This window comes from Streptomyces sp. H51 (assembly GCF_035656535.1).
Taxonomy (GTDB): Bacteria; Actinomycetota; Actinomycetes; order Streptomycetales; family Streptomycetaceae; genus Streptomyces.
Genome location: NZ_JAYMHD010000051.1, coordinates 76783 through 98072 on the forward strand (window position 1 = coordinate 76783; position 21290 = coordinate 98072).

Below are 21290 nucleotides of genomic sequence, written 5' to 3' on the forward strand. Positions count from 1 at the left end.
ATTTGCAGGCCGTATTCGTCCATCTGCCTCGCTGACGGCCCCGGACGGTCGCGCTGACATGCCGGAAGGTCCGTCTATAGGCTGGGCCGGGAACGGCGGCGGGCGGCGGCGGAGGGCAGCGGGGACCATGACGGACCTGGAGGGCGGCGCCGACGGCCGGGGCGCCGGACGGAACCGGCCGGCGGGGCACCGGGATTACGCCGTACCGGAGGACGTCGACGGCGGACAGGACGCGCTCTTCCTGCCGATGGGGCCGGCCTTGGAGATCGGGTCCGACGGCCGGCCGACCGGCGTCGAGCTGGAGCTCCCCTCCGACGACGAGGACGAGTCCTACCGCGACGCGGACGGCATCTCCGCGCCGTTCCGTCCCGACAGCATCAGGATCCACACGGAGACCACCACCGTGGACCTGCTGCTGTCCCGGCTGCGGGAGGGCATGATCGACCTCGCGCCGGACTTCCAGCGCCGGGCCGGGATCTGGAGCGACCGGGCGCAGAGCCGTCTGATCGAGTCGCTGCTGCTGCGCATCCCGATCTCCAACTTCCACATGGCCCAGGACGACGAGGACAAGTGGGCCGTGGTGGACGGCGTCCAGCGGCTCACCGCGATCGCCCGCTTCATGGAGCCCAGGCTCACCGGCCTCGGCCCCCTGACCCTCCGGGGCCTGGACTACCTCTCGGACTTCGACGGCAGTACGTACCAGGACCTGACCGGGCGGCTGAAGATCCGGCTGCGCGAGACCCAGCTCACCGTCCACATCATGCAGCAGGGCACCCCGGAGGCCGTCAAGCACAACGTGTTCTCCCGGATCAACACCACCGGCATGCCGCTGACGCAGCAGGAGCTGCGGCACGCGCTGGTGCGGGGGCCGGTCCGGGAGTTCCTCGCGGACCTCGCCGAGGACCCGTCGTTCGGCGAGGCCACCCGGTGGAGCGTGTCCAACGAGCGGATGGCCGACCGGGAGATGGTGCTGCGCTTCCTCGCCTTCCGCCTGAGCAATCCGGCCGAGCACACCGAGAAGGACTTCGACGGCTTCCTGACCGCCGCGATGTACCGGGTCAACAACCTCACCGAGGAGCGGCGGGAGCAGCTGACCCGGGAGTTCCGGGTGGCCATGCGGTGCGCGGAGGAGCTGTTCGGCGAGCACGCCTTCCGCAAGTGGCGTGGTGGGAAACGCAGTTCCCCGGTCATCAACAAGGCCCTCTTCGAGACGATCTCCGTCCATCTCGCACTGCTCGACGATCACGAGAGGGCCAGGCTGGTAGCGTCTCCGGCCAGGGTGCACGACGGGTTCTTCGCGCTCATGGACGACTGGGACTTCGACCGGTCGATCTCCATCGGCACCGGGACGCCGGCGAAGATCCGCACGAGATTCCAGTACATGGCACGGCTGTTCCGAGGGGTGGCTGAACAGTGATTGACCGTCTGACACTGCACAACTTCAAGGCGTTCCAGCACCTGGAGTTACCGCTCGGTGCCCTCACCCTGCTCACCGGCCTCAATTCGTCCGGCAAGAGCAGCATCCTGCAATCGATCGCCCTGCTGCGGCAGTCGTACACGGCGGGCAGCCTCGCGGTCTCCGAGTACCTGCCCGAGGCTCGACGGTCCGGACTCCGTCTCGGCGTCGCCAACCAGGGCTTCCTGCTCAACGGCGAACTCGTCGGCCTCGGCACCGGAGAAGACGTCCTGCACGAGGACTTCCCGGGAGGTGACGAACCCCTGATCGGCATCGGCGTCGACGAGGGGCCGTATCACTACACCTGGCTCGTCGAGTACGAGGCCGAACAGAACCTGCTGCCGCTTTCTCACGTGGATCTGCCGGCCACCTCGGAGGGGGCTGCCGCCCCCGCCGGGCCCGAGGCCGTCAAACCGTCGTTCCTCACCGCTCCCTTCCAGTACCTGCACGCCGAACGGATCTCGCCCAGCGAGTTCTACCCGCGTGACCATCACGCCGTCATCGGCCGCGGCTTCCTCGGCGTACGGGGTGAACACACCGTCAACTTCCTCCGTCATCACGCGGGGAATCCGGTCCCCGCCGGGCGGCTGCGGCATCCGGGTGCCGAGTCCGATCTGCTGCGCGACCAGGTTGCCGCCTGGATGGGCGATCTGTGCCCCGGCGTGCACATCCAGACAGACCTCTTCGAGGGGGCCGACGCGGTACGCCTCTCGTACGAATTCGAGGGCCTGCTCGGCCGCACCAAGCGCCGTCGCCCCGGCAACGTCGGCTTCGGCCTCACCTACGTCCTGCCGGTCGTGGTCGCCTGCCTCAGCGCCCGCCCCGGCTCCCTGGTCCTCCTGGAGAACCCGGAGGCGCATCTCCACCCCCACGGGCAGACCCGGATGGCGGAACTCGCCGCCGCGGCCGCCGCACAGGGCGCGCAGGTGATCATGGAGACGCACAGCGACCACGTCGTCAACGGCATACGGCTCGCCGTCAAACAGGGACGCATCGCCCCCGAACAGACGGTGTTCCACTACTTCCGCGGCGACGGCACCGGGGCGGAGGTCATCAGTCCGCGGGTCAACCCGGGCGGCAAGCTCGACCAGTGGCCCGCCGGATTCTTCGACGAGTTCGAGAACACGCTCGACCAGCTCATCGGCTGACACCGCCCGGGGAGGGCAGAGCGCACACCGTCACGGAGGGGGAGACGTGCCGCACCTGTTCCTGAACGAGAAATCCTGTGAGACGGAGGCCGATCCGGACCGCGTCAACCAGGCCATGACCAAGATGGTCGAGGCCGTCCTCGCCATCGCCAAGGAGGACCGGCAGGGCACCGCGCTCGTCACCCACGCGACCTCCCTGATGGCGTTACAGCTCGCTCAGGGGCACCCCATCGGCAAGTGGATGGCGACCCCGGGGATCGAGGAACTGCGGGTGCTGCTGAAGAGGCTCGAGGACAGGTCGCCCTACGACGCCGTCTTCCCCGACGGCGAGACCTACTCCGACATCGCGTTCCATCACGACGGCGAACCGGTGCGAGGACTGGGCTACGCCTACCTGCTGGGCGGGATCGGCGTCTCCCTGCCCCTGGAACCCCGCTGGAACGCGGACCGGATCACCCTGGTCCAGGAACAGTTGATGGACGACGAGGAATCCGGCTCCGTACTCACCGAGGTCGAGGTCAGACACGCCGCCGGCACCGACCACGTCGCCCCCCATCTGCGCTGGATCCGCGAGGAGGCCAAAGCCGCCGTGCGCGACGGCCTGGAGGCCATCCGCACCGGCGCAGAGCTGTGGGAACGGTGTGCCGGCCTCTTCCCCCACCTCAGGTTCCTGCCCCACGTGGAAGCGCAGGTGCGGGAGCTGAAGCAGTCCTGGGTCCGCCCCGTCCGCAAGCGGCTCGCCGAAATGGACCACGCGGTCCGGGTCTGGGACTCCGTGACCCAGCCCGACGGGCCCCAGTGGGGGTCGGTGGTGACGCCGGAGCGCCAGGGCCGCAAGCGCGACCACTGCCTCTTCACCGACCTGGACGGAACGCCGCAGTACTTCGACACCCACCTCCGCTTCACCCCCGACGAGGGACGGGTGCACTTCCTGTTCGTGAAAGAGACCCGGCTGGTCCACATCGCCCACATCGGGCGGAAGCTCGGCATCTGAGCCGCACGGAAGCCCGCCGGGCCACCCCCGATACCGTAGGGGCCGGTGAACGGGCGCCCCGGCCCCGTCCGGTTCACACCAGCCCCAGGGCGACACAGCCCCACCAGCACCACAAGTACAAAGGAGGACCACGCGTGCGTCCCACCCTCGCCGCCGACCAGGTACGGGCCAGCCTGAGCCAGTACCTCGCGACGACGTACGCGCTGGCCGACGAGAGCACCCGCCGCGCCCTGGAGAACTTCCTCGGCGACGCCGAGGACGGCATCTTCCGCGGCCCCTACCTCCGTATCCGCACCCCGTTCCGCAGCGCCGAGGGCGAGGACTGGCAGCGGCACCTGACCTGGTGGCCCCGCGATCCCGGCTTCACCCCGTACCGGCATCAGGAGCAGGCGTGGGAACGGCTGTCCACGCTGCACGGTCCGGCGCGGCCCACCCTCGTCACCACCGGCACCGGGTCCGGGAAGACCGAGTCGTTCCTGGTCCCGATCCTCGACCACTGCCTGCGGGAACGCGAGGCGGGCCGGGACGGCGTCAAGGCGGTCCTGCTCTACCCCATGAACGCGCTCGCCACCGACCAGGCCCAGCGGATCGGCCGGCGGCTCGACGACGCCAAGGACACCCGGCTGCGCGACGCCGGCGTCCGCGTGGCGCTCTACATCGGCGACACGCCCTCCCAGGAGTTCAAGCGGGCCAACCCCGCCATCGCCGTCGACCGGGACGAGATCCGGCGCACCCGGCCGGACATCCTGATCACCAACTACAAGATGCTCGACCTGCTCCTCCAGCGGCCCGAGGACCAGCGGCTGTGGCAGGACTCCGCGCTCGCGTACGTCGTCCTCGACGAGTTCCACACCTACGACGGCGCCCAGGGCACGGACGTCGCCATGCTGCTGCGCCGGCTCGGATCGGTCACCGGGCTCGCGCGGCCCGGTCGGCCGCTGGGGCCGGTCTGCCCCGTCGCCACGTCGGCCACCCTCGGCGAGAACGGCCCCGGCGAGAACGGTCCCGGCGCGGACGGGCGGAGCGCGGCCGGACGGCCGGGTGGCCGGCCCGGCATGCTGGAGGTCGCCGAGCAGGTCTTCGGCGTGCCCTTCCCGCCCGAGGCGGTCGTCGGCGAGGACCGGTGCTCCACCAAGGACTTCACCGGCGAGAGCGACTTCTCCCTGCCGTTCCCGCCGCCGCAGGAGGTCGTCGGCCTCGGCGACCCCACCCGCGACCCGGGCGCCATGGACGACCTCGTCACCGCGTTCACCGGGCTGAGCGGGCCGAGCCCCGAGGAACTCGGGGCCGTCCTGCGCCGCCACCGGCTCACCGCCGCCGTCCTGGAGATCCTCGACGGCGCTCCCAAGACCCTCGCCGAGATCACCGAGGTGCTGCCCCGCTACGCCTACCACTGGGGCATGGCCGTGCAGCTCCGGCCGCGCCTCGCGGCCCAGGCCCTCGCCCGCTACGTCGCCCTCCTGTCGTACGCCCGCGACCCGGAACACCCCGGGCGGCCGCTGCTGTCCGTTGAGGTCCACCACTGGGTGCGCTCGGTCGCCCGCGTGCTGCGGGGCATCAGCGCGGCCCGCGCCGAGTTCCGCTGGGACGACGAACGGGTGGCCCCCGGCGGCGTACTCGCCCGCAAGGACCAGGGCCCGGCCGCCCGGCCGTCCCCGTACGACGGGGAGGGCCCCGCCGTACCGCTCGGCGCCGCCGAGCAGGCCGCCGTACCGGCCGGCGACAGCGCCCCGCCGCCCGCCGAGATCTTCCTGCCCGCCGTGTTCTGCCGCGAGTGCGGACGCTCCGGCTGGGCCGCCTACTCACCCGAGGTCGACCCGGCCGAACTCGACCTGACCGCCACGAAGATCCGCCGTGCCTCCATGAGCCGCGACAAGCGCCGGGTGCGCAACATGATCGCCGCGACCCCGCAGGAAGTGCACGAGGCCGCCTTCGCGGCCGGGGAGGAACGCCGGCGCGGCGGGCCCGCCGTCATGGTCCTGGAAGGCACCGGCGGACGGCTGCGCCCCCTGTCGCCCGAGACCGACTTCACCCCCGCGACGGGCGAGGGAAGCCCGCGCCGCCCCAGGCCCCGGCACAACGCCGCGTTCGTCCACGTCGACCTCGACGGCGACCGGGCCGCCGAACGCGACCAGTGCCCCGCCTGCCGCACCTTCAACGCCATCCGCTACCTCGGCACCGGCCTCGCCGCACTCGCCGCCGCCTCCATCACCCAGCTCTTCACCGGCGGCGAACTCGACAAGAACCTCGGCGAGAACAAGACCCTCCTCTTCAACGACTCCGTCCAGGACGCCGCCCACCGTGCCGGATACGTCGCCAGCCGCTCGTACACGTTCTCGCTTCGCGCCCTGCTCGCCAGCCGCATCGACGAGGACGAACCCATCACCCTCAACGACCTGGCCGCCGACCTGATCGCAGACGTCGTCGACAGCAAGGCGGTACAGGCCGCCGTCATCCCGCCGGACCTGCACCTGATCCGCGGCGTGGACACCCTGCTCTCCGGCCGCAGCCGCGGCTCGAAGGCCACCTGGGAACTGATCGCGCAACGCCTGGCGTTCGCCACCGTCATGGAGTTCGGCCTGCGCTCCCGGCAGGGCCGCACCCTGGAGTTCACCCGTACCGTCGCCGCCGACGTGCCCCTCCCGGATCCCGACGCCGTGGCGGACCTCGTCCGGGAATTGCTGCTCACCACCCCGGGGGAGATCGCCCTGCCCGACGGGTCCGCGCCCGGACCCGACCGGTACCTCGGCTTCGTCAAGGGCCTGCTGGAACGGCTGCGCATCCGGGGCGCCGTCCGGCACGCCTGGCTGGACCCCTGGCTCGACCAGGCCGGGGTGCGCCGGTGGGCGATCTGGGGCGGGCGCGAGACCGGCATGCCGGCCTTTCCCCCCGGCGTCTCCGCGCCCGCCTTCCTGCTCGGCGGCCCCAAGCAGGGCAGCGACGACTTCGACGTGCTCACCGGCCGGCTCGGCTGGTACCAGGACTGGGTCGTACGCGCCCTCGGCCTGCGCCGGGAGGCCGCCGCTCACTTCCTGGCCCGGCTGCTGCCCGCACTCGCCGACACCGGAATCCTCTCCGTGCGCACCGCGCTCGACGGCGCAACCCGCGTCTACGGACTCCAGCCCGGCCACATCCAGGTCCGCAGACTCGCCGACGACGTCCTGCCCGACGCCACCGCGCACTGCCCGCGCTGCTTCTGGGAACAGACCATCCACCCCGACCACGCCGACCAGTGGCACGGACAGCCCTGCCCCCGCTACCGGTGCGGAGGAACCCTGGGGACCGGCCGCGACCTGGACAGCGGCCTGCGGCAACGGGACTTCACCGACGACTTCTACCGGCGCATGTACCGCGAGGCTGGCGTCTTCACCATCAACACCGCCGAACACACCGGCACCCTCAGCCGCGCCAGACGCGAAGCCGTCGAGAAGGCATTCCGCGAGGGCACCGACGTCCACTACGCCAACCCGCAGGTACTGTCCTGCACCCCCACCCTCGAACTCGGCATCGACGTCGGCGACCTGTCGGCCGTCGTCCTCGCCTCGCTGCCCAAGGGACCGGCCAACTACATCCAGCGCGTGGGCCGGGCGGGCCGCTCCACCGGCAACGCCTACCTGCTCACCATGGTCGACCGCGGTCCGCGCGACCGCTACTACCTCGAAGAACCCCGCCTCATGATCGCCGGGGACGTCCTGCCGCCCGGCTGCTACCTGTCGGCGGTGGAGATCCTGCGCCGCCAGTACCTGGCCCACCTCCTCGACCTCGCGGGCGCCGGCCGGCTGGCCGCCCCCGACGGGACGCCCCTGCGGCCGCTGCCCGGGCGCGCCACCGAACTGTTCGGAGCCTCCGCCTGGCAGGCCGAGTTCGCCGAGGCCGCGCTCGCCGACGGCGGGCGGCTCGTGGCGGACTTCCTGGACCTGTTCCCGCCGTACGACGAAAGCCGCGGCACCGGCGTCAGCCCGCAGGCCCGTGCCGCCCTCGTCACCTACGCGACCGACCCCGGCAAGGACGGCCTCAAAGGCGCCCTGGACGCGGCGTGCCGGCGCTGGGAGGAACGCCGCGCCGACCTCCAGCGCCGTACCGAGGCCATCGACCGGGCCCACGGACTGCTCGTCGCCGGCGACCCCGACCACGAACGGCAGGGGCGCGAACTGCGCGCCGAGCGGCGCGACGTGGGACGCGTCGCCCGCGAGATGGCCCGCACCACCGCGCACGGCGCACTCGTCGACCTCGGCCTGCTGCCCAACTACAGCCTCATCGACTCGGCCACCGAACTGGAGGCCACCCTCACCTGGGCGGAGAAGAGCGACGACGGCACCCGCGAGCACCACAGCAAGACCCTCCGCCACAGCCGTCCCGCCCGCCTCGCCCTGACCGAGTTCGCCCCCGGCAACCACTACTACGCCCAGGGCTACAAGCACCGGATCACCGGACTGGACATCGGCAGCCCCGGCCGCCCGGCCTGGACATGGTGGCGCGTCTGCCCCGACTGCGGACACGTCCGCACCCACCGCGCCGAGGACGACTCCTCGCCCTGCCCCCGCTGCCGGTCCGCGGCCATCGGAGACGTCGGCTGCCTGCACAAGGTCCTCGTGCCACGCCGCGTCACGTCCCGGGACGAACGCGACGACGTCCGCGTGCGCGACGACCGCGACGACCGGGACGAGCGGCACTACACCGTCGTCCCGGCCGTGGACATCGACGCGGGCGACGTCGAACAGGCGTGGAAACACGAACACGCCACCTTCGGCTGGGAGTTCACCCGCCAGGCGCACATCCGCCACATCAACGCCGGAGCCGTCCGGGTGGACGGCGGGACGGACACGGCCTTCGCCGGACAGGAGGTCCGCCTCAACCCCTTCTGGGTCTGCGACGCGTGCGGCTTCGCCGACCCCGACGGCGGGCCCGCCGCGCACGACTCCGGCGACCCGGCCGCGTACGGCAAGTACCACCGGCCCTGGTGCCGCAGGCGGCGCGCCGCAGCCGACACCGCACGACGCGGCGAACGGGTGCTGCTCGCCCACGAGCTGCGCACCGACGCACTGCGCATCCTCATCCCCGCCGTCACCGCGCACACCCGGGAACGGCTCGCCTCCTTCAAGGCGCTGCTGCTGGCCGGCATCGCCCGCGCCTACGGCGGCGACCCCGACCACCTCGAGGTCGTCACCGACTCCATGCCCGAGGAACGCGGCGAGAGCGCGCACCGCCGCCACTTCCTCGTGCTGTACGACACGCTGCCCGGCGGTACCGGCTACCTGCACCGCCTCGCCGGCCGGGACGGCCTCAAGGGCGTCCTGGAGGAGGCGCGCCGGGTGATCGAGACCTGCGTGTGCGTCGGACAGGGCCGGCCCGCCTGCCACCGCTGCCTGCTGCGGCACGTCACCGACAACGAGTACGGACTCGTCTCCCGCGAGCACGCCCTCGACATGCTCGGCGACCTGTTCGGCCGCACCCCAGACCGGTGGAGCGTCGTACCGGTCGCCACCACCCGCGACATCACCCTGGTGCACCAGGTGGAGAGCGAACTGGAGGCGCTCTTCCGGCGCGGGCTGCTCGAATGGGCCGAGCGGACGGACGAGGTCAGCGTCCGCACCGCGCTCACCGCCGACGGCACCAGGGACACGACCCTGCGTTTCACCGCGCCCGACGGAACCGTCCGCGGCTGGCAGATGGAGACCCAGACCCCGCTCGGCTTCACCCGGCCGGACGTGGTCTTCCGCAGCACCGACGACGATCGCCGCATCGCCGTCTACCTCGACGGCTACCGCTACCACGCGAGCACCGAGCACGTCGTCGCCGAGACGGACGCGGCCAAGCGCACCCGGCTGCGCGCGGAGGGCTGGCAGGTGTTCCAGCTCACCTGGGACGACGTGCAGACCTGGGCGGGACAGACCAGGCCGCATGCCGACCCCGTGTGGAAGCCGTACCCGAACACCGCGCAGAAGATGGCCATGGACGTTCACCGGCGCGTGCACGCCGGGGACACCCGTGACCTGCCGCGCCTGGTGTGGGCCAACCCGGTCGAGACACTGATCGGCTACCTCACCGATCCGGACCCCGACGCGTGGCGGCGCCGCACCCAGAGCGCCCTCGCGGGCTTCGCCGCCGTGTCGGCGACCAGCAGGGCCTTGGCCGACGGCGCGGAGATCGGACTGAGGATCGGCGAGGCGCTGCACGGGCGGCGACTGGCCAAGGGACAGGGCGCCGTGCAGGTCATGGCGACCCGGGACGCCTCCGGGTGCCCGCTCACCATCGCGCTCGACCTGCGCAGGGGACAGACCCTGGCGGTCTGGACGGCTCTGACCGTCCTCGACGACAGCGCGGACACGGTCACCGCCGACGAAGCCGCCCACCGCAGGCGCTGGCAGGCATGGCTCTACTGGAGCAATCTGCTCCAGTTCCTCGACGCGGGCGAGGGGGACGGGGTCCAGCTCACCACCGCCATGCTGCCCGGATTCGACCCGGCCGAGTTGGCGGTCACCGGCGGAACCGGATGGCTCACCTCCCAGCGGCGGGCGCACGAACCCACGGCGGACGGACAGGAGCCGGCGGCGGACCGGCGACCCGCCGAGGAGACCCCCGCGGCCGTGCGCGACCCCGCCTGGGACGAGGTCATCGAGTTCCTCGTCGACGATCCCGGCCTGCCCGCTCTCGCCCGGACCCTCGCCGACCGCGGCCTGCCCGCCCCGGAGGCCGGCTACGAACTGGGAACGGCCGCCTGGCCCGCCGAACTGGCCTGGCCCGCCCGGCGTGTCGGCGTCGTCCTCGCGCACCGTCCGGACCCGGGAAGCAAACGCGACATCGACGCCGAACAACGGGACCAGGCCTACCGGGAGGCGGGCTGGCGGGTCCGCACCGCGGCGGAATGGGACGCCGACGAACTCGCCGGGCTGGTGAGCGGTGACACGGACGCCGACGCCGACCGGGCGACGGACGAGAACGAGGAGAACGAGCGATGACGGTCACCGGCGCGCCGAGAACGGGCGTGACCCTGCGCCTGCTCGACAAGGCCGACAAGGAAATCGTCAGACTGGACCGTGCGGTCCTCGGGGCCTTCTACAAGTTCCAGCACGACTTCCGCCGCAACCCGGACGCCGGCGGGTTCGACCTCAAGCAACTGGAAGGCCACGACCGGCTCTGGTCGGCACGCGTCAACCGCGAGTGGCGAGCCCTGATGATCCGCCTGGGCGGTGACGACTGGCTCCTCGTCTCGGTCAAGCACCGCAGCCACGTCCACAAGAACCTCGACCGGTTCAACTACGGCATCAACCACATCACGGGCGCCATCGAGTACGTCGACCTCCAGGTCGTCGAGGAGAGCGTGCTCCGCCGCGAACTCACGCCGCCCGCCGCTCCCGCCCCGGCCCCGACGCCCGCCACCGCCCCCGTCCCCGCTGTGGAACCGGTCCGGCCGGGGCAGCCGGGGCAGCCCCTCTTCGCCGCGTACAGCGACGAGCAGCTCGCGGACCTCGGCGTCGCCCAGCCGCTCATCCCGATCGTCCGGAAGCTCACCACGGACGACGAACTGCTCGGCCTCGCCGAGTACGCGCCCCGGCACACCGGGGAGGTACTCCTCCGGCTGCGCGACGGCGTTCCGTACGACGCGGTCATGGAACAGGTCACCGCGCCCGTCGCCGTGATTGAGCCGGACGAGAACCTGGACACCGACGACTGGCAGGCGGCCGTCGACCGCTCCCAGACCGTGGTGATCACCGACGACGAATCCCTGCAGAGCATCCTGGAGGAAGGCGACTTCGGGCGCTGGAAGATCTTCCTCCACCCCACTCAGGAGAAGCTGGTCCACCGGCGCTACTCGGGCCCGGCCCGGGTCGGCGGCGGGCCGGGGACGGGCAAGACGATCGTCGCCCTCCACCGCGTGTGCCATCTGGTGCGCCATCTGCCTCCCGGCCGCAACAAGCCCGTCCTGTTCACCACTTTCAACCGGAACCTCGCCGCCGACCTGCGGGCCCGACTCCTCTCGCTCGGCGGCCCGGAGGTACTGGCCCGGGTCGACATCGCCCACGTCGACCAGCTCGCCACCCGGATCGTCAGCGAAGCCGACCCGGGCAACGCCAAACGGCGCATCGACGACGCGGCGGCACTCCGCGAGTGGCGGGAGCTGCTGGTGGAGGCGGGGGAGAACCGCTGGAGCGCCGAGTTCCTCAGCGACGAGTGGAACCAGGTCATCCTCGGCCAGGCCGTGACCTCCAGGAGCGACTACTTCACCGCCCGCCGCGCCGGCCGGGGACGCAGCGTCACCCGCGCCGAGCGCGCCGGCATCTGGCAGCTCGCCGAACGCTTCACCCAGCGGCTCGAGACCAAGGGACTGGAGACCCACCGCCAGGTCGCGGAGCGGGCCGCGCGGCTGGAGATGGCCCGCAAGGCCAGGATCGACAGGATCTCGGAGGAACGCGAGGAGCGGGGCGGCCTGGACAACCTCCACGTGGAGGCCGGCTCCGGCGCCTGGCTGCGCTACCGGTACCGGCACATCGTGGTCGACGAGGCCCAGGACCTCAGCGCCGCCCACTGGAAGATGCTGCGCGCCATGGCGCCGACCGCACCCGACGACATCTTCCTCGTCGGCGACACGCACCAACGGATCTACGACAACCAGGTCACCCTCGGCAGCCTCGGCGTCCACATCCGCGGCCGCTCCTCCCGGCTGACACTCAGCTACCGCACGACCAGGGAGATCCTCCGCGACGCGATCCGCGTACTGGGCGACGCCGACTACGACGACCTCGACGGCGGCGCCGACACCCTCGCCGGGTACCGCTCGGTCCTCCACGGCCTGACCCCGTCGCTGCGCGGTGCGCGGAGCTGGGACGAGGAGATGGACCTCGTCGTGGAGCAACTGCGGGCCTGGCACGACGTGCCCCGTGAGTCCACCGCCATCTGTGTCCCGACCAACGACATGGTCACCCAGCTCGCCGACCGCCTCGCCCGACGCGGCATCACGCCGACGGAGATCACGGCGGAGGGGCCGCGCGGCGACCAGGGCGTCCACATCGGCACCATGTACCGCTTCAAGGGACTGGAGTACCGCTGTCTGATCATCGCCGGGGTGGCCGAGGGGCTCGTCCCCCGCGCCTCCGTGGACGCCTGGGAACACACGGACCCGAGCCGGTATGAACGAGAACTGCACCGAGCGCGCTCGCTCCTCTTCGTCGCAGCGACCCGCGCCCGTGACGCACTCGCGATCACCTGGCACGGTGAGCCGAGCCGCTTCCTGGCGCCGTTGCTGCCGCCCCGGTGAGAAGAAGCGGCCCTTGCGTCAACGCCGCAAGTGCCACCGTGGCCGCAAAGCCCAGAAAGCTCACTCGTGTCAAAGGGGCTGCTGCGTCCGGCGGGAGGCCCGTGCGCCGGCGCTCCCGCAGGCCGCGGTCGCCTCACCGCTCACGGCCCGCCCCGTATGACCTCCGGCACTCGGCGCTGTCGACCTGCCTCAACTCTCCGGGGTGGGTGGACCCGAAGGAGGTCGCCGAGGGTGCGGGCAACAGCGTGGCAGTTCTGCTGAGCCGCGAGGCCAAGTTCATCGACGGACGGCAGGAGATCGTCTACCGCAAGATCGGAGTTGTCGCGCGAGTAAGAGTGATCGCGCGCGGTGCTCTTGGCTCCAAGCCTTCGGACTCCTTCGGCGGCTTTCGCCGTTGAGGGCTTACAGGAACTGGTGGCCATGTTCTGCTTGCCCACGGGCAACGAGCGGATGGCTTGGGGTGTTTTGGTTGGGGTTGGTTCCTGTGGGTCGTCGTCGAGACGGAGACGGCCCTCTGCGACCTTTGGGAGATGCCATGAGCTTGCTCGCGGTCCTCGATGAAGCGGTGGCCGCTCTCAGAGCTCCTCTGGGCGAGGACGACCGGACGCAGGGCTGGACCGATGATCTCCGAAGAGAGGTGCAGGAGGAGATCTCGATCAATTGCTCGGTGCTGCGTCGCCACGGAATGGGCATGGTGCGGCACCTGCGTCCGCGTTTCGACGAGTGGATGGAACACGAGGGCGTGCGGACCGGACGTCTCCGGGACCTGGCGGCAGACGTGCAGCGGTCGCTCGTGGAAGCTCAGGCCATGATGTGAAGTGTTCCCTCCGGCCTGGGCGGGCAGGGCCGGCCACTACTAGGCCGGGCGGACCGAGCGGGGGCCGGTGACTTCGGCGCCCAGTTCGGTGACCCTGCGGCGCAGTTCGCGGTCTGCCGTGACGACCAGGACCGGGCGGTCGGCGGCCCGGGCGGTCAGGGCGACGATGTGGTCGTCGCCGCTGCCCGGCGCGGACTCGACCCGCACGCCCGGTACGGCCTGTACGCCCCGTGCCGCGCCCTCGACCACGAGGACCAGTTCCAGCGGGCCGGAGCGGCCCGGCAGGCCGTCCGACGCCAGCCGGTCCCGCAGACGTTCCGCGGCTCCCCGCCGGTCCCGCCACCAGCCGTCGGGCACCGACCCGACCACGTTCGCGCCGTCGACGATCACGAGCAGGGGGAGTTCCGCGTCCATGCGGCAAGGGTGACACGGACCTCCTCAGTCCCCGTCGAAGCTGGCGAAGTACGCCGCCATCATGTCCTCGTCGCCGTGGCCCTGCGCTGCGGCGCGCTCCAGGCGTTCGGCGCCGGCGGCGGCCACGTCCAGCCGTACGCCGTTCTGCCGCCCCGCCTCGACGATCAGCCGCGCGTCCTTGGCCGCGGTGACCACCGCGAACTGGGCGGGGGTCAGCTGGTCGTTCAGCACCAGGTTGGTCTTGGCGCGCAGGTAGCCCATGTCGAGGGGGCCGTCGGCGATCAGGTCGAAGAACTGCTGCGGGTCGACGTCGAGGGCCTGCGCCAGCGCCAGCACCTCGCCGGCCGCCGTGGTGGCCGCGAGCACCCAGCTGTTGGCGACCAGCTTCAGCCGGGAGGCGCTGCCGTCCGCGCCGTCCTCGCCGGTCCACACCGTGCGGGCGCCCACCGCGTCGAACACCGGTTGCACCGCCGCCCGCCCGTCGGCGGGCCCGGCCGCCAGCACGGTCAACTGGCCTGCCTCCGCGGGCTGGCGGGTGCCGAGCACCGGGGCGTCGTAGAAGGCCAGGCCGTACTCGCGGGCGAACGCGGCCAGTTCGCCGGTCGCCTCGATCCCGGCGGTGGTCGACTGGACCCAGGCGGTGCCGGGCCGCAGCGCCTCGGCGGCGGCGCGCATCACGTCCAGGGCGGCCGGACCGTCGTGCAGGATCGTCAGCACCACGTCTGCGCCCCGCACCGCCTCGGCGGGGCTGTCGGCGACCTGCGCGCCGTCGGCGGCGAGCGGTTCGGCCTTGGCGTGGGTGCGGTTCCAGACCCGGACGGTATGGCCGGCCCGGACGAGGTTGCGGGCCATCGCGGCCCCCATGATGCCCGTGCCGAGGACGCTCACGGTCAGCTTGTCGGTCATTTCGTGGTTTCCCTTTCCGGGGTGGCGTGCGGCCCGTGTTGGTGCCGGGGTCCAGCCTGCCGGTTCGAACGCCCGGCCCCCACCGCAACCGCGCGGCAGGCCGCACGCTTAGAGTGAACCGGTGAACGGCGACTGGCTCCTGCGCGGCCGTGACGGCCGGCTCAGTGTCTACCTGTCCGTGGGCGACGCGGTCCTGTGCCGGGCGGAACGGGCGCCCGGCGGCCCCTGGTCGCCCGCCCGCAGAGTCGGCGGCGAGCAGGAACTGCTCGGCTCGTGCGCCGTCGGCCAGGGCCCCGACCGGTACGCCCACCTGGTCTCGTGGCGGCCCACCGGGTCCGGCGAGGCGGGCCTCGTCCACTCCACCCACTTCCGGCCGCGGCTGGCCGCCCTCGACTGGGCCCCGGTCGGCCACCCCAACAAGAAGGGCGCCGTCACCGGCACGCCCGCCGTGGCGGTCGACGCGCAGGGCCGGGGCCACCTCTTCGTCCGCAACCGGGGAGGCGGGGTGAGCATGGTCGCCCAGAAGGAGAAGGGCGGCTGGGACCCCTGGCGGGACCTCAAGGGCGCTGATGTGCGGGACGGGTTGGCGGCGGTGACGGGGGAGTCGGGGCGGGTGGAGCTGTACGCGGCCGTGCCCGGCGGCATCCTGCACTGGCGGCAGGAGGAGCCGGGCGCGCAGCCGGTCCTCCAGGAGGCGCTGGAGGCGCTGGTCCGCCCGGGCACCCTGTACGCGCTGGCGACCTCCGCCGAGCACACGACCCTCTTCTACACCGACGAGTCGGGCGACCTGTGCGCCTGGCGCCTCGGCTCCAAGCCGGCCGCCCTGCTGCCCTCCGCGGGCCCCGGCCCGGTCCGGGCCGTCCGCTGCGAACTCGACGGGTACGACTGCACGTTGCTCGCCCAGCGTTCGGCGAGCGGCCGGGTGGCTTTCGCCGCGTACCCGACCGAGCAGGAGTCGGCCGGCGCCTGGTGGGCGGAGTCCGGGCCGCTGCTCCCCGAGGACGCCGGGGTGTCGCCCGCCGTGGACGAGGACGGCCGGGTGGTGGCGGCTACGTCGTCCCCGTCCACCGGGAGTCTGCTGCTCACCCGCCGCAAGGACGAGCCGGGCCTCGCGCTGGAGGCGTGGCGGGAGGCCTGAGGAGACGAAGGAGGGCCTCCGCCGTGCGGCGGAGGCCCTCCTCGGTGCGTGCGGCGGTTACGCGGGGACCGACGCCACGCCCGGGGCCAGGAACTTCTTGCCGTTGACGCGCTCGGAGACGCCCTCGCGGTCCAGGTACGGCGTGATGCCGCCCAGGTGGAAGGGCCAGCCGGCGCCGGTGATCAGGCACAGGTCGATGTCCTGGGCCTCGGCGACGACGCCCTCGTCGAGCATCAGGCCGATCTCCTGGGCCACCGCGTCCAGGACGCGGTCGCGGACCTGCTCCTCGGTCAGCACCGTGTCGCCCTGCTTCAGCAGCGCGGCGACCTCCGGGTCCAGCTCCGGCTTGCCGCTGTCGTAGACGTAGAAGCCGCGCTTGCCCGCCTTGACGACGGCGGCGAGGTTCTCGGAGACCGTGAAGCGGTCCGGGAACGCCCGGTGGAGCGTCTCGGAGACGTGCAGGCCGATCGCCGGGCCGACCAGTTCGAGGAGGACGAGCGGAGACATCGGCAGGCCCAGCGGCTCGACCGCCTTCTCGGCGACCTCGACCGGGGTGCCCTCGTCGATGACGTTCTGGATCTCGCCCATGAAGCGGGTCAGGATGCGGTTGACGACGAACGCCGGGGCGTCCTTGACCAGGACCGCGGTCTTCTTCAGCTTCTTGGCCACCGCGAACGCGGTCGCCAGGGAGGCGTCGTCCGTCTTCTCGCCCCGGACGATCTCCAGGAGGGGGAGCACCGCGACCGGGTTGAAGAAGTGGAAGCCGACGACCCGCTCGGGGTTCTTCAGCTTCGACGCCATCTCCGTGACGGAGAGGGAGGAGGTGTTGGTGGCGAAGATCGCGTGCGCCGGGGCGACCGCCTCGACCTCCGCGAACACCTGCTGCTTGACGCCGATCTCCTCGAACACGGCCTCGATGACGAAGTCCGCGTCGGCGAAGCCCCCCGCCTTGTCCAGCACGCCGGTGACCAGGGCCTTCAGGCGGTTGGCCTTGTCCTGGTTGACGCGGCCCTTGGCGAGCAGCTTGTCGATCTCGGCGTGGACGTAGCCCACACCCTTGTCGACGCGCTCCTGGTCGATGTCGGTCAGGACGACCGGCACCTCCAGGCGGCGCAGGAAGAGCAGGGCGAGCTGGCTGGCCATCAGGCCGGCGCCGACCACGCCCACCTTGGTGACCGGGCGGGCCAGCGACTTGTCCGGCGCGCCGGCCGGCCGCTTGCCGCGCTTCTGCACCAGGTTGAACGCGTAGATGCCGGCGCGCAGTTCGCCGCCCATGATGAGGTCGGCGAGCGCCTTGTCCTCGGCGTCGTAGCCCTGCTGGAGGTCGCCGTTCTTGGCGGCGGCGATGATGTCCAGGGCGCGGTAGGCGGCCGGGGCCGCGCCGTGCACCTTGGAGTCCGCGACGAAGCGGCCCTTGGCGACGGCCTGGTCCCATGCCTCGCCGCGGTCGATCACCGGGCGCTCGACGACGATCTCGCCCTTGAGGACGGACGCCGTCCAGATCAGCGACTGCTCCAGGAAGTCGGCGCCCTCGAACAGCGCGTCGGCGATCCCGAGCTCGTGGACCTGCTTGCCCTTGAGCTGCCTGTTCTGGTTGAGGCTGTTCTCGATGATGACCGTCACGGCCTTGTCGGCGCCGATCAGGTTCGGCAGCAGCGTGCAGCCGCCCCAGCCGGGCACCAGGCCGAGGAAGACCTCGGGCAGCGAGAACGCCGGGAGGGCCGCGGACACCGTGCGGTAGGTGCAGTGCAGGCCGATCTCCACGCCGCCGCCCATGGCCGCGCCGTTGTAGTACGCGAAGGTGGGGACGGCCAGCTTCGACAGCCGCTTGAAGACGTCGTGGCCGCCCTTGCCGATGGCGAGCGCGTCCTCGTGCCGCTTGAGCAGCTCGACGCCCTTGAGGTCGGCGCCGACGGCGAAGATGAACGGCTTGCCGGTCACGCCGACGCCGACGATCTCGCCGTCCGCGGCCTCCTTCTCGACCTGGTCGATGGCGGCGTCGATGTTCGCCAGCGACTGCGGGCCGAGGGTGGTCGGCTTGGTGTGGTCGTGCCCGTTGTCGAGCGTGATCAGCGCGAAACGGCCCGCGTTCAGGGGCAGGTCGAAGTGGCGCACGTGCGCACTGGTGACGACCTCGTCCGGGAACAGCTCGGCCGCGCCCTTGAGCAGTTCGGCGGTGGTGCTCACTTGTCCCCCTCGAAGTGCGGGTTCTCCCAGATGACCGTCGCGCCCATGCCGAAGCCGACGCACATGGTGGTCAGGCCGTAGCGGACGTGCGGCTGCTCCTCGAACTGGCGGGCCAGCTGCGTCATCAGGCGGACGCCGGAGGAGGCGAGCGGGTGGCCGAAGGCGATGGCGCCGCCGTACTGGTTGACGCGCTCGTCGTCGTCGGCGATGCCGTAGTGGTCGAGGAAGGCCAGGACCTGGACGGCGAACGCCTCGTTGATCTCGAAGAGGTTGATGTCCTCGATGGACAGGCCCGCCTTGGCGAGGGCCTTCTCCGTCGACGGGATCGGGCCGTAGCCCATGACCTCCGGCTCGACGCCCGCGAAGGCGTAGGAGACCAGGCGCATCTTGACCGGCAGGCCGTTCTCGCGGGCGAAGTCCTCGGAGGCGATGATCGAGGCGGTCGCGCCGTCGTTCAGACCGGCCGCGTTGCCCGCGGTGACCCGGCCGTGCACGCGGAACGGCGTCTTCAGGCTCTGCAGGTTCTCCAGGGTGGTGCCCGGGCGCATCGGCTCGTCGGCCGTGACCAGGCCCCAGCCCGTCTCGCCGGCCTCGGGGCTGGTGCGCCGTACGGAGATCGGGACCAGGTCGGCCTGGATCTTGCCGTTGGCGTACGCCTTGGCGGCCTTCTCCTGCGAGCGGACCGCGTACTCGTCGGCGCGCAGCTTGGTGATGTGCGGGAAGCGGTCGTGCAGGTTCTCCGCCGTCATGCCCATGAACAGGGCGGACTCGTCGACCAGCTTCTCGCTGACGAACCGCGGGTTGGGGTCGACGCCCTCGCCCATCGGGTGGCGGCCCATGTGCTCGACACCGCCGGCGATGACGGCGTCGTACGCGCCGAACGCGATGGAGCCGGCCGTGGTCGTCACGGCGGTCAGGGCGCCCGCGCACATGCGGTCGATGGAGTAGCCGGGCACCGACTGGGGCAGGCCGGCGAGGATGCCGGCGGTGCGGCCCAGCGTCAGACCCTGGTCGCCGATCTGCGTGGTCGCGGCGATGGCGACCTCGTCGATCTTCTTCGGGTCCAGGCCCGGGTTGCGGCGCAGCAGCTCCCGGATCGCCTTCACGACCAGGTCGTCGGCGCGGGTCTCGTGGTAGATGCCCTTCGGGCCCGCCTTGCCGAAGGGGGTGCGGACGCCGTCGACGAACACGACGTCCCTGACAGTACGAGGCACGATGGCTCTCCTCCAGGGTGCGGGATGGCACTGCTGCGGCACGCTGAGCGCGCGCTCAGACTTATGCTACTTGTGGGTAACACTGCTGCACACCCCCAACGGCTGGAGCGGCGAAGGTCACACCCGAACGGACGCCACGGCGCCGCCGTCGACCTCCGCGAGGGGGCGGCCGTCGACGGCTTCCGTGTCTCCTTCCTCCGCGTGCCGGACCGGGATCCCCTCCGCGTGCCGGACCGGATCTTCAGGATCTTGGCGTGATCTCGACGTCGGCGGCGGCGGAGGACCCGCGCGGCGGTCAGGCGGACAGGGCGGTCACCAGCGCCGGCGTGACCTGCTCGACCTGCCAGGGCCGCGCGCCGTGCCCGGTGAGCGCGGCCGCCACCGACTCCGCGTCCACGACCTGCGGCGGCTCCCAGCACACGCGCCGCACCGTGTCCGGCGTGATCAGGTTCTCCTGCGGCATGTTCAGCCGCTCCGCCAGCGCCGACACCGCGGCCCGCGCCGCCGACAGCCGTGCCGCGGCGGCCGGGTCCTTGTCGGCCCAGGCCCGTGGCGGCGGGGGTCCTGTCACCGGCTGGCCCGGCTGCGGCAGCTGCGCGTCGGGGAGTTCCTTGGCGCGGTCCACCGCCGCCTGCCACTGCTCCAGCTGGCGTCGTCCCATGCGGTGCCCGAACCCGTTCAGCGCGGCCAGCGCGTGCACGTTGGCCGGTATCGCGAGAGCCGCCTCGACGATCGCGGCGTCGCCCAGCACCTTGCTCGGGGAGACGTCCCGCCGCTGGGCGATCCGGTCCCGGGTCTGCCACAGCTCGCGCACGACGGCGAGCTGCCGGCGCCGGCGCACCTTGTGCATCCCGGAGGTGCGGCGCCAGGGGTCCTTGCGCGGCTCGGCGGGCGGCGCGGCCGCGATGGCGTCGAACTCCTGCAGGGCCCACTCCAGCTTGCCCTGCCGGTCCAGCTCCTTCTCCAGCGCGTCGCGCAGGTCCACCAGGAGCTCGACGTCCAGCGCCGCGTACCGGAGCCACGGCTCGGGCAGCGGGCGGGTGGACCAGTCGACGGCGGAGTGCCCCTTCTCCAGGACGAATCCGAGGACGCCCTCGACCATGGCGCCCAGCCCGACCCGCGGGAACCCGGCGAGGCGCCCCGCGAGTTCGGTGTCGAACAGCCGGGCCGGCATCATGCCTATCTCCCGCAGGCACGGGAGGTCCTGGGAGGCCGCGTGCAGCACCCATTCCGCGTCGGCCAGCGCCTCGCCGAGACCGGAGAGGTCGGGGCAGGCCACGGGGTCCACCAGCGCGCTCCCCGCGCCCTCGCGGCGCAGCTGGACGAGGTAGGCCCGCTGGCCGTACCGGTAGCCGGAGGCGCGCTCGGCGTCGACGGCCACCGGCCCGGTGCCGGCGGCGAAGGCGGCGATCACCTCGGCCAGCGCGTCCTCGTCGGCGATGACGGGCGGAATGCCCTCGCGCGGCTCCAGCAATGGAATCGGCGCCCCGTCGTCAGTAGATCCGCCGTCGTCCGGAGGGGCGCCTCCGGTGGTTCGCAGTGAGATGTCTGCTGCGGTCTCTTGGGCGTCGGTCACCTGTCAAGGGTATCTGTGTGTGGACAGCGCCCGCCGACGTAACGTTCCGTCGACGGGCGGCTGGGGGTCGTAAACCGGTCAGCAAGGTGAAACGTCCGGTTCACGGCGTGGACGGGCGGGCGGACGGGGCTCGGGGGCCGGTCCGGTTCACGCCGCTGAACGATCGGGGTGGGTGTCGGGGACG

Annotated in this window: 13 protein-coding genes; 8 read left to right on the plus strand and 5 right to left on the minus strand. The window is 72.0% G+C overall.

Annotated features, from left to right (window positions below; all coding sequences use genetic code 11):
* Positions 1 to 127: 127 nt before the first annotated feature.
* From VKA29_RS17175 to VKA29_RS17205, 7 genes are all read left to right on the plus strand, one after another.
* Positions 128 to 1417 (plus strand): DUF262 domain-containing protein, encoded by a 1290-nt coding sequence (locus VKA29_RS17175; protein ID WP_324786637.1) that lies wholly within the window; start codon positions 128 to 130, stop codon positions 1415 to 1417.
* Complete coding sequence (locus tag VKA29_RS17180; RefSeq protein WP_324786640.1) at positions 1414 to 2604, plus strand: AAA family ATPase; 1191 nt, start codon at positions 1414 to 1416, stop codon at positions 2602 to 2604. The genes VKA29_RS17175 and VKA29_RS17180 overlap by 4 nt, the downstream gene beginning before the upstream one ends.
* Before the next feature lie 46 nt (positions 2605 to 2650).
* Entirely contained in the window at positions 2651 to 3598 is a 948-nt protein-coding gene (locus VKA29_RS17185) for a hypothetical protein (RefSeq protein WP_324786643.1), read from the plus strand.
* Between the two features lie 134 nt (positions 3599 to 3732).
* A complete protein-coding gene (locus VKA29_RS17190; protein ID WP_324786644.1) occupies positions 3733 to 10557 on the plus strand; it encodes a DEAD/DEAH box helicase in 6825 nt (2274 codons plus the stop codon).
* Positions 10554 to 12854 (plus strand): UvrD-helicase domain-containing protein, encoded by a 2301-nt coding sequence (locus VKA29_RS17195; RefSeq protein ID WP_324786646.1) that lies wholly within the window; start codon positions 10554 to 10556, stop codon positions 12852 to 12854. The genes VKA29_RS17190 and VKA29_RS17195 overlap by 4 nt, the downstream gene beginning before the upstream one ends.
* Positions 12855 to 13060: 206 nt before the next feature.
* Positions 13061 to 13252, plus strand: a complete 192-nt coding sequence (locus tag VKA29_RS37000) for a hypothetical protein (RefSeq protein WP_420718511.1) — start codon at positions 13061 to 13063, stop codon at positions 13250 to 13252.
* Positions 13253 to 13389: 137 nt separating this feature from the next.
* Positions 13390 to 13671, plus strand: a complete 282-nt coding sequence (locus tag VKA29_RS17205) for a hypothetical protein (protein ID WP_324786649.1) — start codon at positions 13390 to 13392, stop codon at positions 13669 to 13671.
* A gap of 39 nt (positions 13672 to 13710) precedes the next feature.
* On the opposite strand, the gene VKA29_RS17210 is transcribed toward VKA29_RS17205, so the two are convergent.
* The gene (locus VKA29_RS17210; protein WP_324786651.1) at positions 13711 to 14085 is read right to left on the minus strand and encodes an NTP pyrophosphohydrolase; all 375 of its coding nucleotides are present in this window, start codon (positions 14083 to 14085) and stop codon (positions 13711 to 13713) included.
* A gap of 24 nt (positions 14086 to 14109) precedes the next feature.
* On the minus strand, positions 14110 to 14991 hold the full coding sequence (locus tag VKA29_RS17215) for an NAD(P)-dependent oxidoreductase (RefSeq protein WP_324786652.1): 882 nt from the start codon (positions 14989 to 14991) through the stop codon (positions 14110 to 14112).
* 121 nt (positions 14992 to 15112) lie between these two features.
* Here VKA29_RS17215 and VKA29_RS17220 point away from each other — a divergent pair, with 121 nt between their 5' ends.
* The gene (locus VKA29_RS17220) at positions 15113 to 16129 is read left to right on the plus strand and encodes a hypothetical protein (RefSeq protein ID WP_324786654.1); all 1017 of its coding nucleotides are present in this window, start codon (positions 15113 to 15115) and stop codon (positions 16127 to 16129) included.
* Positions 16130 to 16186: 57 nt separating this feature from the next.
* Here the strand turns inward: VKA29_RS17220 and VKA29_RS17225 are convergent, their stop codons facing one another.
* From VKA29_RS17225 to VKA29_RS17235, 3 genes are all read right to left on the minus strand, one after another.
* Positions 16187 to 18316: a 3-hydroxyacyl-CoA dehydrogenase NAD-binding domain-containing protein gene (locus VKA29_RS17225; RefSeq protein WP_324786656.1), complete on the minus strand. Its 2130-nt coding sequence runs from the start codon at positions 18314 to 18316 to the stop codon at positions 16187 to 16189.
* Complete coding sequence (locus VKA29_RS17230; RefSeq protein WP_324786658.1) at positions 18313 to 19530, minus strand: acetyl-CoA C-acyltransferase; 1218 nt, start codon at positions 19528 to 19530, stop codon at positions 18313 to 18315. Before VKA29_RS17230 ends, VKA29_RS17225 begins: the two co-directional genes overlap by 4 nt.
* A gap of 295 nt (positions 19531 to 19825) precedes the next feature.
* Entirely contained in the window at positions 19826 to 21106 is a 1281-nt protein-coding gene (locus VKA29_RS17235) for a ribonuclease D (RefSeq protein WP_324786660.1), read from the minus strand.
* Positions 21107 to 21290: the final 184 nt, after the last annotated feature.